Origin of the sequence: Microbacterium murale (assembly GCF_030815955.1) — a bacterium.
In the GTDB taxonomy this organism is placed as follows: domain Bacteria; phylum Actinomycetota; class Actinomycetes; order Actinomycetales; family Microbacteriaceae; genus Microbacterium; species Microbacterium murale_A.
In genome coordinates, this window is sequence record NZ_JAUSXK010000001.1 from 3,481,575 (window position 1) to 3,498,834 (window position 17,260).

The 17,260-nt window shown below is 66.8% G+C and carries 16 protein-coding genes; 9 read left to right on the forward strand and 7 right to left on the reverse strand.

Annotated elements, in window-relative coordinates:
* Positions 1–75 precede the first annotated feature (75 nt).
* Both QFZ46_RS16800 and dxr read left to right on the forward strand, forming a co-directional pair.
* Positions 76–1,023, forward strand: coding sequence for an FKBP-type peptidyl-prolyl cis-trans isomerase (locus QFZ46_RS16800; protein WP_307363344.1), 948 nt, complete (start codon positions 76–78; stop codon positions 1,021–1,023).
* A 51-nt stretch (positions 1,024–1,074) separates the two neighbouring features.
* Positions 1,075–2,157, forward strand: coding sequence for a 1-deoxy-D-xylulose-5-phosphate reductoisomerase (gene dxr, locus QFZ46_RS16805; protein WP_307363345.1), 1,083 nt, complete (start codon positions 1,075–1,077; stop codon positions 2,155–2,157).
* A gap of 24 nt (positions 2,158–2,181) precedes the next feature.
* Here dxr and QFZ46_RS16810 read toward each other — a convergent pair whose 3' ends face one another.
* From QFZ46_RS16810 to QFZ46_RS16820, 3 genes are all read right to left on the reverse strand, one after another.
* Complete coding sequence (locus tag QFZ46_RS16810) at positions 2,182–3,798, reverse strand: Mur ligase family protein (RefSeq protein ID WP_307363346.1); 1,617 nt, start codon at positions 3,796–3,798, stop codon at positions 2,182–2,184.
* Positions 3,799–3,870: 72 nt separating this feature from the next.
* Positions 3,871–4,524: a YcnI family copper-binding membrane protein gene (locus tag QFZ46_RS16815; RefSeq protein ID WP_307363347.1), complete on the reverse strand. Its 654-nt coding sequence runs from the start codon at positions 4,522–4,524 to the stop codon at positions 3,871–3,873.
* Between the two features lie 108 nt (positions 4,525–4,632).
* Complete coding sequence (locus QFZ46_RS16820; RefSeq protein WP_307363348.1) at positions 4,633–5,202, reverse strand: hypothetical protein; 570 nt, start codon at positions 5,200–5,202, stop codon at positions 4,633–4,635.
* Positions 5,203–5,253: 51 nt separating this feature from the next.
* Here QFZ46_RS16820 and QFZ46_RS16825 point away from each other — a divergent pair, with 51 nt between their 5' ends.
* Together QFZ46_RS16825 and QFZ46_RS16830 are read left to right on the forward strand one after the other, a co-directional pair.
* Positions 5,254–6,564: a M50 family metallopeptidase gene (locus tag QFZ46_RS16825; RefSeq protein ID WP_307363349.1), complete on the forward strand. Its 1,311-nt coding sequence runs from the start codon at positions 5,254–5,256 to the stop codon at positions 6,562–6,564.
* A 131-nt stretch (positions 6,565–6,695) separates the two neighbouring features.
* Entirely contained in the window at positions 6,696–8,393 is a 1,698-nt protein-coding gene (locus QFZ46_RS16830; protein ID WP_307363350.1) for an HNH endonuclease signature motif containing protein, read from the forward strand.
* A gap of 18 nt (positions 8,394–8,411) precedes the next feature.
* On the opposite strand, the gene QFZ46_RS16835 is transcribed toward QFZ46_RS16830, so the two are convergent.
* Positions 8,412–10,337: an anthranilate synthase family protein gene (locus tag QFZ46_RS16835; RefSeq protein ID WP_307363351.1), complete on the reverse strand. Its 1,926-nt coding sequence runs from the start codon at positions 10,335–10,337 to the stop codon at positions 8,412–8,414.
* A gap of 236 nt (positions 10,338–10,573) precedes the next feature.
* Between QFZ46_RS16835 and ispG the strand changes: the two genes are divergently transcribed.
* The 4 genes from ispG to QFZ46_RS16855 all read left to right on the forward strand — a co-directional run bounded on the left by ispG (position 10,574) and on the right by QFZ46_RS16855 (position 13,550).
* Positions 10,574–11,725, forward strand: a complete 1,152-nt coding sequence (ispG, locus tag QFZ46_RS16840) for a flavodoxin-dependent (E)-4-hydroxy-3-methylbut-2-enyl-diphosphate synthase (RefSeq protein ID WP_307363352.1) — start codon at positions 10,574–10,576, stop codon at positions 11,723–11,725.
* Between the two features lie 7 nt (positions 11,726–11,732).
* Complete coding sequence (locus QFZ46_RS16845) at positions 11,733–12,341, forward strand: SIMPL domain-containing protein (RefSeq protein WP_307363353.1); 609 nt, start codon at positions 11,733–11,735, stop codon at positions 12,339–12,341.
* A 10-nt stretch (positions 12,342–12,351) separates the two neighbouring features.
* Positions 12,352–12,684, forward strand: a complete 333-nt coding sequence (locus QFZ46_RS16850; RefSeq protein ID WP_307363354.1) for a nuclear transport factor 2 family protein — start codon at positions 12,352–12,354, stop codon at positions 12,682–12,684.
* 71 nt (positions 12,685–12,755) lie between these two features.
* The gene (locus QFZ46_RS16855; RefSeq protein WP_307363355.1) at positions 12,756–13,550 is read left to right on the forward strand and encodes a hypothetical protein; all 795 of its coding nucleotides are present in this window, start codon (positions 12,756–12,758) and stop codon (positions 13,548–13,550) included.
* A gap of 11 nt (positions 13,551–13,561) precedes the next feature.
* Here QFZ46_RS16855 and QFZ46_RS16860 read toward each other — a convergent pair whose 3' ends face one another.
* From QFZ46_RS16860 to QFZ46_RS16870, 3 genes are all read right to left on the reverse strand, one after another.
* Entirely contained in the window at positions 13,562–14,020 is a 459-nt protein-coding gene (locus tag QFZ46_RS16860; protein ID WP_307363356.1) for a GNAT family N-acetyltransferase, read from the reverse strand.
* Between the two features lie 69 nt (positions 14,021–14,089).
* Positions 14,090–14,944, reverse strand: coding sequence for an aminoglycoside phosphotransferase family protein (locus QFZ46_RS16865; protein ID WP_307363357.1), 855 nt, complete (start codon positions 14,942–14,944; stop codon positions 14,090–14,092).
* A gap of 59 nt (positions 14,945–15,003) precedes the next feature.
* Positions 15,004–16,428, reverse strand: a complete 1,425-nt coding sequence (locus QFZ46_RS16870; protein ID WP_307363358.1) for an RNB domain-containing ribonuclease — start codon at positions 16,426–16,428, stop codon at positions 15,004–15,006.
* 52 nt (positions 16,429–16,480) lie between these two features.
* On the opposite strand from QFZ46_RS16870, the gene QFZ46_RS16875 reads away from it, so the two are divergent.
* Positions 16,481–17,251 carry an isocitrate lyase/PEP mutase family protein gene (locus tag QFZ46_RS16875; RefSeq protein ID WP_307363359.1) on the forward strand — a complete coding sequence of 257 codons (771 nt, stop codon included), beginning with the start codon at positions 16,481–16,483 and terminating at the stop codon, positions 17,249–17,251.
* Positions 17,252–17,260 lie beyond the last annotated feature (9 nt).

A 17,260-nucleotide genomic window follows, 5' to 3' on the forward strand; every position in this document is an offset into this window, starting at 1 on the left:
GCGACTGCTCTCAGCGAGGGCAAAGGCGAATACGACAGTATGGAGTGTCCCTCCCCACGATCATGAGGTTTCACTGTGCGCAATCGCTCGCTCATCGCTCTGTCCACCATCGCCGTCGCGACCATGTTGCTCGCCGGATGCGCTGGCACAGAGGGCACGACAGGGGATGACGCCGAAACCCCGGCTGCCGACCTCTGCTCGGCAGCGGTCGAATCGGGTGACGCCTCTGACGGTGTGACCGTCGAGGGTGATTTCGGGACAGCATCTGAGGCGACGTTCGAGCTCGGCGCTCAGGTCGACGCAGCCGAGCGCACCGTGATCAGTGAGGGCGACGGCGACACGATCGCTGACGGTGACTACGTGCGCTACGCGCTGAGCGCCTTCGACGGAGACACGGGTGAACGCCTCGGCGACGCCGGCTACACGGATGGCGAGCTTCTTCCGGCCGCGCTGACGGCAGATGCACCGCTCGGCCAGCTCATCGGCTGTGCGAGCGTAGGCTCGCGACTCTCCATCGTGTTCCCGACGACAGAGGACGCGGCAGCGCAGTACTACATCCTCGATGTGCTCGACATCGTTCCCACCGCTGCGTGGGGCGAGGAGCAGGCTCCCGTCGATGGAATGCCGGCCGTCACACTCGACGACGACGGGGCACCGACCGTCGAGATTCCGGATTCTGCAGCACCCACTGAGGTCCAGATCTCGGTGCTGAAGCAGGGCGACGGCATCGCGGTGGGCGACGGCGACACCACGCTTCTCCAGTACCACGGTGTGGGCTGGGAGAACGGGGAGACGTTCGATTCCTCGTGGGCCAACGGTGCGCCGATCACCAGCGAAGGCAACGGCTACGTCCCCGGGTTCGTACAGGCGCTCGCAGGGCAGAAGGTCGGCTCGCAGGTGCTGGTCGTCATCCCGCCGGCGGCCGGATACGGCGAGGGCGAGATCAACGATGAAGATCTCAAGGGGCAGACGCTGGTCTTCGTGATCGACATCCTCGCCACGATGCACCCGGCAGCCGCCTGACCGATCTCCTACCTCACCGCGTAGATCGCTGCCGCGCAATAGGCTGACGGTATGCGTCGCATCATCGTCCTCGGCTCCACCGGCTCAATCGGCACGCAGGCATTGGATGTGATCCGCGCCAATCCTCGTCGTTTCGAGCTGGTCGGGCTCGCTGCAGGCAGCGACGCCGAGTTGCTCGGCCAGCAGGCAGAGCAGTTCCAGGTCGAAGACACTGCTCTCGGCGCTGAGCAGGCCGAGCAGCTGGTCCGCGACGTCGATGCGGATGTCGTGCTCAACGCGATCACCGGATCGATCGGGCTGGGATCCACGCTCGCGGCGCTCAAGGCCGGGCGCACGCTGGCTCTCGCCAACAAGGAGTCGTTGATCGTCGGCGGAGAACTGGTGAAGTCCTTGGCGGCAGAGGGACAGATCGTACCCGTCGACTCCGAGCACTCCGCGCTCGCGCAGGCATTGCGATCCGGGACGCACGATGAGATCAGGCGGCTCGTGGTCACGGCATCCGGCGGTCCCTTCCGCGGGCGCACACGCGATCAGATGGTGGCCGTCACACCGGCTGAGGCCCTCGCGCACCCGACCTGGGCGATGGGGCGCGTCGTCACGACCAACTCCGCCACGCTGGTGAACAAGGGCCTCGAGGTCATTGAGGCGCACCTGCTCTTCGATGTCGACTACGAGGACATCCAGGTGGTCGTGCATCCGCAGTCGATCGTCCACTCGATGGTCGAGTTCATCGACGGCTCCACGATTGCTCAGGCGTCACCGCCCGACATGAAATTGCCGATATCGCTGGCCCTCGACTGGCCGCACCGGATCGGAGGCGTCGGGCGTCCACTCGACTGGACTCAGGCGACCAGCTGGGACTTCGAGCCACTCGATGACTCGGCATTCCCGTCCGTCGGGCTCGCGAAGAGCGTGGGGCGCGCCGGACGCACGTTTCCCGCGGTCTTCAACGCCGCGAACGAGCAAGCCGTGGATGCGTTCCATGAAGGACGGTTGTCGTTCCTGGGAATCGTCGACACCATCGCCCGCGTCGTGGACGCTCATGAGGCGCCCGACCAGCTCACGATCGAGTCGCTCTCAGAAGCCGAGACCTGGGCACGCGCGACAGCGGATCGTCTGATCGCTGCATCCTGAGCGCGACGCCCTTCTCAGCGCGGCTCAGTCGGGGTACGGCACCGGCCAGTGCGGCTCCGGCACCGGCCAGCCGGCATCGCGCAGCGCCCTGCGGGCGAGCTCGCGCGCGGAGTACGGCGTGCGAACGCCACGGATGTCCCGGTAGTCCTGGTGGCCGGGACCGGCCCACAGGATCGCGTCGCCGTCACCGACGAGGCCGACCGCAGCGATGATCGCCTTCTCCGGTGGGGAGTACTCGTGGATCTCGGCATCCGGTCGCGCCATCCGCGCGCCCTCGATGAGCGTCGCGCGGATCGATTCCGGATCCTCGAACCGAGGGTGGTGGTCGGTGATGACGAGGATGTCGCTGCCCTCTACGGCCGTGCGTCCCATGTCGTGACGCTTGGTGGCATCACGGTCGCCGTCGGCGCCGAAGAGCATCAGCGTGCGTCCCGGTGTGACACGGCGGATTGCTGCCAGGGTCTTCTCGAAGGCGTCCGGTGAGTGGCCGAAGTCGACGAAGACGGCTGGGCCTCTCTCGCCGGACACGAGTTCGGTGCGTCCTGGCAGGTACGCATCGATGCGTCCGTCACGCTCGAGAGCGGCGGTGATGCGCTCCCATTCGTACCCGCCTTCGAGCAGCATGACGATAGCGAGCGCGGCGTTCGCCGCCATGTGCGGACCGATCACGGGCACGACCGTGGTGAGGGTGCGTCCCTCGGGGCCGGACATCGTGAAGCGTGTGCCGCGCTGGCGTTCTTCGTCGATCGTCACCACCCAGTCGGCGCCTGCCGCAACGGATGCGTCCGCGGCGATCGCGGGGGTGCCGACGGTGACGACCGGGATCTCGGCGGCGGCGACGACATCCACGCCGGAGGCGGAGTCGAGGCAGATCACTGCGCGCCTGGCTCGGTCCGGCTTGAACAGAGGGAGCTTCGCGGCGAAGTACTCCTCCATGTCCGCATAGTCGTCCAGGTGGTCGTGGCTGAGGTTCGTGAAGCCGGCGACGTCGAACACGAGCCCGTCGACGCGCTTGCGCGACAGCGCCTGGGCGCTCACCTCAACGGCCACGGCCTCGACGTCTCGCTCGCGCATGAGCGCGAGGAGTGCATGCATCTCGGATGCTTCCGGTGTCGTCAGGCGGGAGATGATGACCTCACCGGCGATGTGCCGTTCGGCAGTCGACGACAGCCCGGTTATGACGCCGAGCTGGTCGAGGATCCCCTCCAGCAGATGCGACACGCTCGTCTTGCCGTTCGTTCCCGTCGTGGCGAAGAGCAGCGGCAGATCGTCCTCGGCACCGGTGCCGTACACCCAGGCGCTGAGCGCGCCGAGGACGCCACGGGGGTCATCCACGATCACTATGGGCAGGCCGATGTTGCCTGCGATGTCTGCGCCGGCCTCATCGGTGATGACGGCGACGGCGCCCTTCTCGGCGGCAGCGGCGGCGAACATCGCACCGTGCTGATTGACCCCCTGGATGGCGACGAAAGCCTCTCCGGCACGCAGATCAGCGGTCGCGAGAGTGATTCCGGTCAGGGTGACATTGCTGATCTCACCGCGGGTGGCGGTGGCGAATCGGGCGGCGAGATCCGTCAGATTCCGCTGTGGCGGAGCTTCTGGACGGAGCACGGGAGGAAGGCTGGGCTGTGTGGTCGACATGGCATCACAATGATCTCACGAGAGGCCGCCCGGAGCGCGCTCAGGCACACCACGGGCGGCCGCTCACAAGGGTCAGGCCGAGCGGCGGTAGGCGAGTACGGCGACGACGAGCGCGGCGATGCCTGCCAGCAGGCCTGCACCGCCGAGGATGACGCTCGCGGGGGACGCTTCCGACGTCTCCTGCTGTGCGTCCGAATGTGCCGCGTGAGCGGAATCCGTCGCGCTGTCGCCGTCGGCGGCCACGGTCACGACCGGTGCAGGCGAGTCGAGGTCGTGCGGGTCGGAGCCTTCCTCTGCGAGCTCCACCCACTCATTCACGCCGCTCTCGCACTGCTGCTCCACGGGGAACGCCAGCGATTCCGGCGCATCCTCGCCGAGCTGCACCGCCATGCTCGCGGTTCCCTGCAGGCCGCTGGGGATCGGGGCGACGGCCGTGTACGTCACGGCGGAGACGAGACCGTTGTCCGCGCGCTCGACGGCGATGTCCCAGTTGCTGTCGACTGTGGGGGCGACGGATGCCAGGCCTTCCGGCATCGTGATCCGCAATGCGGTCGTGGGGGACTCCTCACAACCATGAGTGAATGCGAAGGTCAGCACGGTGGAGCCGCCGGGTTCGAGGGCATCGGGGCTGACACCGACGTGTGCCTGGGCAGCGGCGGGCGCGGCCAGGACGATGCCTGCAGCGAGGGCGGCGACGAGCGCGCCGCGACGGGTGATTCGAGACATGAGAGTTCTCCTGTGTTCGGGTGCAGAGCAGATTCTGCGTGCGGGCGCGCGGATGGCGCGCTGAACCGCGAAGGATGCCGTGTCACGGCAGTGAACATGTGCGACTGGTCAGCCGCGGGAGAAGACCGGAGGCCCGCGCCGGGATATGTCTCCGGTGAGCAGGCTGGTGATCGCGTTGCGCGCGGTGATCGCGAAGGATGCCGGCACGGGCCAGTCGGCGTGCAGTCGTGGCATCCGCGTCCGCAGCAGAGCATGCACCCATCGCGCGATGATGCGCATCAACTGCTCGCCGCGCCAGAGCAACGCGATAGTGAGGGCGGCGGCCACGACGTGCGCGCCGAGCATCCCGGCATCCGGTGTGACGGTCGAGGTCAGTGGATCCAGCGTCATCACGTGATGATGGCCCGCACTGACAGTGGGTGCCGCGGTCGCACCGAGCACGACGAAGAGCACATGGAAGACGGTCTGCGAGACCACCACGGCAGCGCTCAAACGTGCCATTCCTGGTGTGCGCCCGACCAGCAGTGCTGCGAGCGGGGAGAGGAAGACACTGAGCGCGATGACCAGCAATGGATGCGGAGGCGCACCACCGCCGATCGTGTGCGAGACGGCGGCGATGATCGTCGCGATCGACGATGCAGCTGCTCCGCGGAGGAGTCGCAGCTGCCGAGAGGTCACGGTTCCAGCCTATGCGGCGGATTCCTAGTTCGCGCGCAGTAGCGTTGGGACGTGGAAATCCTGTTGTACGTCGCCGGCATCCTGTTCATGCTGGTCGGGCTCGGTCTATCGATCGGTCTGCACGAGGTGGGCCATCTCGTGCCGGCGAAGCTGTTCGGCGTGCGCGTGGGGCAGTACATGATCGGCTTCGGTCCACGTCTCTGGTCGAAGAAGATCGGCGAGACCGAGTACGGATTCAAGGTTCTTCCCCTCGGCGGATTCATCTCGATGTCGGGTATGTATCCAGCATCCGAGGGCAAGCCGGTGCGCGGTCTTTTCCGCACCCTCGTGCAGGATGCGAGATCGGCGAACGACGAGACCATCGCGGAGGGCGCTGAAGAGCGCGTCTTCTACAAGCTGCCGGTATGGAAGCGCATCGTCGTGATGCTCGGCGGCCCGATCATGAACCTGATCCTTGCCATCATCATCTTCACCGTGCTGGCATCCGGAATCGGTCTCCAGCAGGGCACGACGACCATCGCAGGCGTCAACGAGTGCGTGCTCCCCGCAGGCACGTCGCAGACCGAGTGCGAGCCGGGCGATCCTGCGACGCCGGCGGCTGAGGCGGGGGTGCTGCCTGGGGATGTACTGGTCTCGGTGGACGGAACTCCGGTTTCGACGTTCGCCGAAGCGACGGAGATCGTGCAGGCTGCTCCTGGGCAGCAGCTCGATATGGTCGTGCTGCGCGACGGCGAGAACGTGGATCTGACGATCACACCCATTGCCGCGGAACGTGAACTCACGGATGCCTCGGGGCAGCCATTGCTCGACGACGACGGCACGCAGGTCGTCGCTGAGGTGGGCTACGTGGGCATGCTCTCGCAGATGGGTTACGTGCCGCAGCCGATCGGTACCGGGGCCGAGCTCGCGGGCGAGAACGTCGGGCGCGTGGTGGGCCTGATCGCGACGCTGCCGGTCAAGCTGTGGGGCGTCGGGGTGTCGCTGTTCACGGGCGCCGACCGCGACCCGAGCGGGCCGTTGAGCGTGGTCGGGGTCGGCCGTCTCGCGGGCGAGGTCGCCGCGACGGACGCTCCGGTGCTGAACCGGTTCGTCGTGCTGCTCAACCTGCTCGGATCACTCAACATCGCCCTGTTCGTCTTCAACCTGATCCCGCTGCTGCCCCTGGACGGCGGGCACGTGGTCGTCGCTCTGTGGGACGGCATCCGGCGCGCCTGGGCAAAGTTGTTCCGTCGTCCGCCGCCCGCACCGGTGGACGCGACGCGGCTGGTGCCGCTGACGGTGATCGTGGCGGTGCTGCTGATCGGAATGGGCGCGCTGCTGATGATCGCGGATCTCGTGAACCCGGTCGACCTGCTCGGCTAGGCGCTCCACGTTGCTCGGTACGCGCCGCCACTCTTCCTCCACAAGTGCGCGTTCTTGGGTGGTTATCCACGGGTGGTGAATGTGGTCTGATCTGGGGTTTGAATGTCGGTGGCCCTGGGTTGAATGGGGGTATGGCATCAGTTGTGGAGGAGTTGGAGAGCATCGATCGGTTGTTGGCCGATGCGGTGGGTTCTTCCTGTGCGGGTGGCGGTGCAGATGGCGGGGTACGCTTCGCGAACGACACCGAACTGTTGGATGTGATGCAGGTGTTGGGGCGTGTGCAGCGACGCCTGGATGGTGCGATCGTCGCGGTGACAGACCAGGTCGTGGAGCGGGATCAGGTGGAGCGTGATGCACGTTTCTCGACCAGGGCGGGATGCCGTGATGCGGCAGAAGTGCTGCGACGCACGCTGCTCGTGGATGGTCCTGCCGCACGCCGGTATGTGGCCGCGGCCGGGGCGGTGCGTCGGGAGCAGGACATCACCTCGGGTGCGTTGTTGCCAGGGAAGTTCCCCGAGCTGGCGGCGGCACTGGCGGACGGATATCTGTCTGTGGGTGGGTTTTTGGCGTGCACGGTCCCGTTGCTGAAAGCGGCCCGGATCGGGGTGGCGGATCGGCTGGCGTCGGATGCGGTGCTGGCACGCTTCGCGTCCGGGCTGCCGGTGGACGGCACGGATCCGGGAGACGGTGAGCGTGGGCCGTTGCCGACGACGGATGAGCTCGCCGCCCTGGTCGCGCATATCGTGGCCCGGTTGGATCCGGATGGCGCCGAGCCATCGGATCGGGCGGGCAAGCGGCGCCGGCATTTCACGATCGGGAAGCTCCGCGACGGGTCCGTGCCGGTGCGGGGAGAGTTGCTGCCGGAGGTCGCGGCACAGTTGCAGAAACTCATCGATAGCCTCCTGAATCCGAAAGCGGGCGACGAGGGCTCCGGCAGTACGGTGCGATTCCGGCCCTCGGACGATGATGGCGACGGTGAGCGCCGTGACGACGGCACCAGCGAACGCGATGACGGCACCGGCGACGACGACCGTGACGGCACCGGTGATGCGGGGTTCGCGGCGAAGTACGCCTCCAGCAGCACCGAGTACGGGGCCGGGGAACATTCGGATCGTGCGGACGGGCTCGAGCCCCACAAGGCGGCCTCTCCGCCCGCAGGCGGGGCGGACCTGCGCACGCACGCCCAGAAGCGTCACGACGCGTTCGCGACCGTACTGATGGTCGCTGCCGCATCCGGAGGCATGCCCATGTTGGGTGGGGCTGCACCGACGCTGGTCGTCTCCGTCACCGCAGAAGACTTCGCCCACCGCACCGGACGCGCCAAAGTCGAAGGCGCCGGATACGACGTCCCGCTCGGCGCCGCCGACCACGCCGGGTGTGCGGGCGGCGTCCAACGTGTCCTGTTCGATGACAAGGGTGCGATCGTCGGAATCAGCACCAGCGCACGCCTGTTCAACGCGACCCAACGACGGGCGATCGTGCTCCGCGACCGCGAATGCCTCATCCCCGGCTGCCACATCCCCGCCGAATGGTGCGAGATCCACCACGTCCAAGAACACGCCCAAGACGGACCCACCCACACCAGCAACGGTGTGCCCCTGTGCTGGCACCACCACCGCACCCTCGACGACGGCACCTGGAGAATCCGCATCCACCACGGACTCCCCGAAATCCGAGGACCCGGCTGGTGGGACCCCTACGCCAAATGGCGATCACCCCACCTCGACTACACCGCGGTCGACAACGCCCTCAACACCGAACGCGCACGAGAACCCGCACGAGAACTAGAACCCGCACCAGAACGAGAACCCGCATGGAACACCTGGTGACTGACCGCTAGCCGATCATCAGGCGAGTGCGTCGCTGATCAGGCGCTCAAGCGTGCGGATGCCGTCGCGAGACAGGATCGATTCGAGGTGCCCCTGCACCGACGCGAACGAGGGTCCACGTAGGGCGTAGACGTCGCCGGTTGTGGCGTCGGCAGACACTTCGGCGGCACCCGCAACGGTCGTGCCGGGGGAGACCCGGGCCGTGAACGTGTTGTAGAACCCGATCGAGGCATCCTCGCCGAACATCGGCACGATCTTCTGCAAGCCCTGGTGCGGTGCCGTGAGCGGTGCGAGTTCGATGCCGAACCGGTCGGCCAGGATCTGGTGGCTGAGGCACACTGCGAGCAGAGGCGCGCCGGCATCCAGGCGACGGGCGACGACCTCGCGCATGCGCGCGACGCGCGTGATGCTCGCATCACGAGGATCCCCGGGGCCGGGTCCGGCGACCAGCAGCTCAGCACCGTCGACATCCGCATCCGTGACGTCGCTCCACGGCACGATCCTGGCGTCGAGGCCGAGGTGGCGCAGCTGGTGGGCCAGCATCGTCGTGAAGCGGTCTTCGGCATCGACCACGAGCGCACGGCGCCCGGCGAACGGCCCGGCAGTGCCGTCCTCCTGCGGGTTCAGCCAGAACTCGGCCAGCCGTGAGTTGCGTGAGGCGAGCAGCTCAGCGACCTCCGGGTCATCTGCGAGCGAAGTCTCGGCGGCGGGAGCATCCGGGTCGATCTTGGTCTCGGCGACGACGTCGCGAGGGATCGCACCGATGGCGCCGAGCACACCGGCGGCTTTTCCATGGGTTTCGCTCACCTCTCCGTACGGGTCGGAGTGGCGCACGAGCGTCGCCCCTACAGGCACACGGAGCTGACCGTTCTCCAGATACACGGTGCGGATCAGGATGGGTGCATCCACGTCGTGGCCGCCGTCGCCGTTCGGTGTGAAGAGCGCTGCGACACCGGAGTAGTAGCCGCGCGGCTTCATCTCATGGCGTCGGATGACGGCACAGGCGTTCTGCATGGGAGAACCGGTCACCGTCGGGGCGAACATGGTCTCGCGGAGGATGTCGCGCGGGTCGAGCCGGCTGCGCCCGCGCAGCATGTACTCGGTGTGGGTGAGACGTGACATCTGCTTCAGGTGCGGGCCGGTGATCCGGCCGCCGTCCGAGCACACAGCGCTCATCATCTTCAGTTCTTCGTCCACGACCATGAAGAGCTCTTCGGTCTCCTTGGTGGATGAGAGGAACTCGACGAGCGTCTCCTTCGTCGCGCCACCCGCGGGGTGGCGGAACGTGCCGGAGATGGGGTTCATGGTGACGATGCCGTCACGTGCGACGACATGCGCTTCTGGACTTGCGCCGACCGCGATGTGCCCCGGCGTGATGACAGCGAAGGTCCAATAGGCACCCCGTTCATGCGTCAGCAGAGCTCGGAACCACGTGAGAGCCGCCGTTCGTTCGGCGCGCACCCGGTCGTCGGCGCCGAGATCGTCGGTTCCGAGGCCGACGGTGGCGGTGTAGTCGCGGCGGATGACGAAGTTCGCGCCTTCGCCACGCCCGATCTCATCGGCGATCACACGGGTCACGACCTGGGCGTAGTCCTCATCACTGATGTCGAAGCCGGCATCTTTCAGCGGCACAGAATCCTGAGGCAGTGCTTCCACGACCTCGCGGAGCGGAAGGTGCTCATGCTCGTCGACGAGCAGACACCGCAGCGGTGTGCCGTCATCCTGCGCCTCGAAACCGCGCTCGCGCACCTGGCGGTAAGGCACCATCGCGAAGACCTCGCGAGCAGCACCGTCGACCGTGAGCGGGATGTCGGCGAGCAGATCGACGTCTTCGACGTCTCCGGTGAGCAGCTCTACGCTCTGGGCGCCGTCGCGGGCGATCAGCACGAAAGACGCCTCCGGGTCCCGCACGAGTGCGGCGAGCAGGGCTGCGGTATCGGTCATCGAGATCTCCTGTGCAGGGCTCCGGCTCGGCTCAACGAAAAGACCGCCCCGGAGGCGGTCTGGATTCGTGGGAACGCGAACACACCGCCTAGGAGGCGGGCCACCAGGTGAAGTTCGCGAGCATGGGCCGAAACTATCACAATGCGACGACCGGCTCAGACCCGTCAGCATCCGAAACCGGTGTGCATGGAGCCGGGTTCCAGCCTCCGGCCACCGCGGCGGCGTAACCTGGGTACGTGCCTGCAGTGAATCTTGGGATGCCGCGCGTCCCCGAAGTCCTGAGTCCTCGTCGCAAGTCCCGACAGATCAGTGTCGGAAAGGTGCTCGTCGGTGGCGATGCGCCCGTGAGCGTCCAGTCGATGACGACGACGAAGACGACCGACATCAATGCCACGCTTCAGCAGATCGCCGAGCTCACCGCCTCCGGCTGCGAGATCGTGCGCGTCGCGGTGCCGCATCAGGACGACGCGGATGCACTGAAGATCATCGCGATGAAGAGCCAGATCCCGGTGATCGCCGACATCCATTTCCAGCCGCGTTACATCTACACCGCGATCGACGCGGGCTGCGGAGCCGTGCGCGTGAACCCAGGGAACATCCGCGAGTTCGACGGGAACGTCGGCAAGATCGCCGAAGCCGCGAAGGCTGCGGGCGTCTCGCTCCGCATCGGCGTGAATGCCGGCTCGCTCGACAAGCGCATCCTGCAGAAGCACGGCAAGGCCACGGCAGAGGCGCTCGTGGAGAGCGCCGTATGGGAGGCATCGCTGTTCGAGGAGCACGACTTCCACGACTTCAAGATCTCGGTCAAGCACAATGATCCGGTCGTCATGGTGAAGGCCTACCGCCTACTGGCTGAGCGGGGCGATTGGCCCCTGCACCTCGGCGTGACCGAAGCCGGCCCCGCGTTCCAGGGCACGATCAAGTCGGCGACCGCGTTCGGAATCCTGCTGTCGGAAGGTATCGGCGACACCATCCGCGTCTCGCTGTCCGCCCCGCCCGCGGAAGAGGTCAAGGTCGGCCACCAGATCCTGCAGTCGCTGAATCTACGAGAGCGCAAGCTCGAGATCGTCTCGTGCCCGTCGTGCGGACGTGCGCAGGTCGATGTCTACACGCTTGCCGACAACGTCACTGAGGGCCTGAAGGACATGACGGTGCCGTTGCGCGTCGCGGTGATGGGGTGCGTCGTGAACGGCCCCGGCGAGGCACGCGAAGCCGACCTCGGCGTGGCCTCCGGCAACGGCAAGGGTCAGATCTTCGTCAAGGGCGAGGTCATCAAGACCGTGCCCGAGGCCGACATCGTCGCGACGCTGATCGAGGAAGCGAATCGCATCGCCGCCGAGATGGGCCCGGACGCCAAGCCCGGCACCGCGCAGGTCGTCACGGCATGATCCGATCATGACGGTGATCACGGTCGATGGTCTCGGTGAGAGGCACCTCGCCGCGGAACGGGCGACGCTGACGGCTCACGTCGCGGTCGCACATCGTGATCGTTCCGAGTCGATTGCTGAGGGCACCGCCGTGCACGCGCGGATAGCGCTGGAAGCAACGCAGCTGCGCGACTCCGGCGCGGCGACGTGGCATTCCGTCGATCCTCTTGCCACGAACGTGCGCACATGGACCGACAAGGACGGCAGGAAGCACCAGGATCATGTCACGAGCGGCACCGTACGGATCAAGCTCGCTCAGCTCGCACGCGTCGCTGATGCGGTCGCGGAGTTGAGCACGCTCGGCGCCACGGTCTCGGCTTCGTGGGCGTTGACTGAGGCGACGAAGCTCCGCGTCACCAAGGAGCTGCGCGCTGCCGCAGTGCGGGATGCGAGCGCCAAAGCGGACGATTTCGCGTCGGCGCTCGGGACGACGGTCGCCGAGGTCGTGCGGGTGACGGAGACGGGCGGTTATACACCCCCAGGGGCGCGTGGTGCAGCCGGCGGTCAGAAAGAAGAGCTCACGATCCCGGAGATCACCGTGCGCGTGGGCATCACGGGCGAATACGAGACCAACTGACAAGGACATGATGACTGAGATCACCCTTCCCGCGCCGGTGCAGGCGCTCGTCGAATCGATCAACAACGCCGACACCGAAGCGTTCGTCGCTGCGTTCACACCCGAAGGTTTCGTGAGCGACTGGGGAACGGTAAAGGCCGGGCCGGAGGGCGTGCGCGGCTGGGCGGAGAGCGACGCGATCGGGGCCGGCGCGAAGATGACAGTTCTGTCCGCGGACACGTCGGGTGACACCACTCGCATTCGATTCGGTTGGTCCAGCCGCGTGTTCAACGGGGAGTCCGACGGCATCTTCGTCGTCGACGGAGACAAACTGGCGAGCTTCACGATTCCGCCGGCTCACTGATGCAGGCGACGAACGTCACGTTCGCGTCCGGTGCCGTGAGCGGCGAAGGCGTGGTCTTGCACGTAGAGCGGATGCCCGCTGGCACCGTGGTCGTCGTTGATGAGACACCATTCCATCCGGTGGATCACACGTGGCCGGATCAGCCGGGGGATGCCGGTGTGTTGAGCTCTGACGGTGAGCGCGTCGCTGTCGCCGAGGCAGTGATGGCAGCTGTCAGCGATGCGGGTGAGTTCGCCGTCGGCGCCGACATCCCCGTCAAGCGCGGCGCCGAGGGCTGGACCTGGCTCGTCGGCCACCGCCTGGACGGCGAAGCGCCCGCGTGGTTGGTCGATGGTTCCGGTGTGCGCCTCGACGTGGATGCTGTGCGTCGGGTCGGGCTGAGCCGAGGACACACGGCGTGCCACCTCGCGTCGCTGGCGCTGGATCTCTCCGTCGCAGACCTCTGGCGCAAGGATCCCGGGACGGATGCACTGGGTTCACCTGACTTCGAGGCCCGAGCGAATCAGTCCAGCCGCATTCATGAAGACGGCAGCGTCGACGAGTACCGACTGGGTAAGAGCCTCCGCAAGGCCGGATTCGACACCGAGACGTTCGCCGCGACTCTTTCAGAGCGCGAGGATGCCATCAACGAGAAACTTGCGGAGTGGGTTGCGTCAGGCGCCGCCAGTCGGGTCGAGACTGATGGGCCCAGCATCATCGATCGTCGCCGCTGGCGGTGCGAACTGCCCGAAGGCGAGGCCGTGATCCTGTGCGGTGGCACGCACGTCGACGCTCTGTCGGCGTTCTCGCGCGTCCAGGTGGCACTCGATCTGTCCGATCCGCAACTGCTGGTCATGACGACGAAGGTGATCCCCGCTGCGGCGTGACGCGAACAGTGTCACAGCGCGCGAGTCATGAAGACCGACAGCGGATCCTCGGCATAGTCAGCGAAAGGTCCGCACTCGACGAAGCCTTCGCTGACGTAGAGCGCGCGTGCGGGGGCGAACTCGTTCTCGGTTCCGGTCTCGAGCGATAGCGAGGCGAGTCCCTCGGTGCGTGCGTGGTTCACGACGTGCTGGAGTAGCGCGCGCCCGGCGCCGCGTCCGCGCGCCGCTGCGGTGGTGCGCATCGACTTGAGCTCGCCGTGACGCGTGTCCAGCCGCTGCAGTGCGGCCATACCGCCGAGAACCGTGCCGTTCCAGGCCGTGAACATCGTCAGGCCGGGCTTCCGCATCGCCGTGAGGTCGAGTGCGTGGACGCTCTCCGCCGGAGACAGACTGTGCATGTGTGACAGATGTTCCGCCACGAGCGCACGGATCGCTTCACCGGTGAGATCGTCAGGACGGATGTGCCACATGGATTCATCGTCTCAGTACCGTGTTTCGAGGACGTTGCGTCACGTCCGCGATGACACGGTCGACCCAGCTCAGAACGCCGCCAGCGCGTCTGCCAGCATGCGATGCCCCTCCGCCTCGAACGCCTCGTCGCCGACCTGGTAGGCCCAGCAGGCGGTGCCGATCGCCTCGCGCAGCTCGTGGAGACGCCAGCGCTCCTGGTCGCGGGGGTCCTCACCATATCCGTCGAGGAACGCGTGTTCGAGGTCTGGCCGTCCGCGCCACTGCTTCGCCGCCAGTCGGACGAGATCCGTCGCCGCGGGACGGAACGCGAAGCGACCGAAATCGATCACGCGCACGGTGCCCTCATCGATCAGCCAGTTCCGTGGCTGCCAATCACCGTGAGTCGGCACGACCGACACCATCGGTGCCGAATCCGCTTCCAGGATGCGGCGTGCCTCCCGCTCGGCATCCGCGTCGAGTCGGTGCGGTCGGTCGAACCAGGACAGCGCCCGAGCCGTCGTCCTCTCCTCGTACTCGTCGTCTTCGCGGCTCGTCTGCGTGTGCAGCCTGCGCAGCAGCGAACCAGCCTGAGCGTATGCATCAGGCTGGAGCTCTGCGTCAGTCCCCTCGAGGAGGTGGCCCGGCAGATAGTCCAGCAGCATCACGCGCTGCTCGGGGAAGGCGTCGAGCATCCTCGCCGCATGGCCCGTCGAGGTCAGCGGCTGCGTGTACGTCGGGTGCGCAGCGATCTCGCGGTCGATGTGATGGTTGGTGGAATCTCCGGCCTTGACCACCACCTCGTCTCCGCTTGACGTGCGCAATCGGAGCACGATCGATTCGATGAGATTCCAGGACATGTCGCTCACCAATCGGGGTTCACGAAGCCTCGCCTCAACCCACGCCACCTGGGCGGGGTTGAGGCGATCGAGATGCCAGCCGCTCATGTCAGGATCGAATTCCGGCGGCGTCAAGGCGTGGGATCTGTCGCATGCTCCTCATCGTCCTACTGCCGGGCTTCGGCGAACTCCACCTCGCCCTTGCCGATGTCCGCGCGCACAAGACGAACCGACACCGTGTCGCCCGGTTTCGCGCTCGCAGGCAGGGGAGCGGATGCCGTCACTGCAGGGTCCGCGATCTGGATCGTCGCGCGATCTTCTCTCACCTCGATGACGGTCGCCTCGATGAGGGAACCGACCAGCGGCGTGAGCAGGGCCGCTTCGACGCGGTTGACGGTGTCGGCATTGAGCCGAGAGGCTCGCTGGCCTGATTGCTGCATGAGGGCGGGAAGCTCGGTGAGCGACTCGCGTGCCCAATCGGGAATCTCCTCATCTCGGGACACCGCGAGACAGATCGCCAGTGCCCAACGATCGACCAGCCTGCGAAGGGGAGCAGTGGCGTGGGCATACGGTGCCGCGATGGCCGCCTGCTCGATGTCGGCGGGAACCGACCCGTCGAACGTCACGTAACCCGCTCCACGGAACAGCGACGCCGCGGCCTCAAGGACCGGCTGCGTGAGTGGATCGTCGCGATCCAGCGAGCGGAGATACTCCCCGTACTCGCCGTCCTTCCATGGTCGCCCCAATGCCTTGGTCTGTCGACGGAACGCGTCGAATGCCTTCGCATCCGGCTCTGGCATCGTGCGCAGCACTCCCACCTTGGCGTCGATCATCAGCGATGCCGCGGCCATGCCCGTCATGAGCGACAACTGTGCGTTCCACGCCTCAAGCGGCAGCGGATGCTGGCGGTCGATGTCGTACGTGCCGTCTTCACGTTGCACTACCTCTGAGTCGGGAAGGTTCAGGCTGGCGCCTCCGCGTTGCGCCTCGAGTTCCTGCCGCAGTCCGCCGATCACGGGAAGCAGCGCCAGAGGCGACTCCTCGCCGCGGTCGAGCGCGTGCTGCGCACTCACGTAGTCGAGCTGTGCGCGCGATCGGATGAGTGCGCGCTCCAACCGGAACTCCGACACGACCCCGGTGCCATCCAGATCGAACGTCCACACGAGGGCGGGCCGGTCCTGCTCCGGCAGCAGGGAGGCCCGATCCTCGCTGAGAACCCTCGGGTGCAACGGGATCGAACCGTCCGCCGCATACAGCGTCTGACCGCGCTCACGGGCTGCGGCATCCACCGCCCCGCCCGGCGTGACGAACGCGGGAACGTCCGCGATCGCATAACGCACCTCGAAACCTGAACCGCGGCGAGCGAGATGCATCGCCTGATCAAGATCTTTGGCGCCCAGCGGGTCGAGTGTGACGAACGGCACGTCGCGCAGATTCAGATCGGGCTCCGGCGCGGTGGCGGCCTCGGCTTCGACCATGGCCTCCGGTGAGAACTCGGTGGGTGTGTCCAGGTCCTCGCGGAGCGCGGCGAGCGCGTCGGCGAGTTCGCTCTCGACGGCGGACGGGGCGATGTGTGATCGACGCTGAGGCATGACTTCACCCTAAGCCGACCCGAGGTTGCATCCACGGCATTAGCGTGGAGACATGACCGCTGCAGAGAAGGCTCAGAGCCTCATCGCCCTTTACCACGCACCGGAGATCCTCCGCGTCGTCAACGTGTGGGATGTGATCTCGGCGAAAGCGATCGCCGATGTTTCGCAGACCACTGCCCTCGCCACCGCCGGCCACTCCATCGCCGCGACCTTCGGATACGCCGACGGCCAGATCCCGCGCGACCTCATGATCGACATGGTCGGTCGGATCGCGGCATCCACGGAGTTGCCCGTCTCCGCTGATCTCGATGACGGCTATGACGACGCGGGGGAGACCACTCGCCTTGCGATCGCCGCCGGCATCGTCGGCGCGAACGTCGAAGACCGCCTGAAGCCTCTTGCGGAATCCGTCGCAGTCATGGAGGCGATCGTGAAGGCCGGTGAGGCGGAGGGTGTGCCGTTCGCGCTCAACGCCCGCACCGACGCCTTCGTGCGCGGTGGCGATCGTCCCGTCGAGGCGAGCATCGCGGATGCCATCGAGCGCGGCCGCGCGTTCCTCGACGTGGGCGCGACCAGCGTGTTCATCCCCGGCATCCTCGACGCCGATGTCACTCGCCAGCTCGTCGAAGGGATCGGCGAGCGCAAGATCAGCGTCATCGGTCTCCCCGGCGCCCTGACCGCCGCCGAGTACGAAGCACTGGGAGTGGCACGCATCTCCTACGGTCCGATGATCCAGCGTGTCGCGCTCACCGCGGTGCAGGACGTCGCAGTGAGTCTGTACGCAGACGGCGTCATCCCCGCCAGCACCCGTGCGCTGAACTGACGCGCGTCG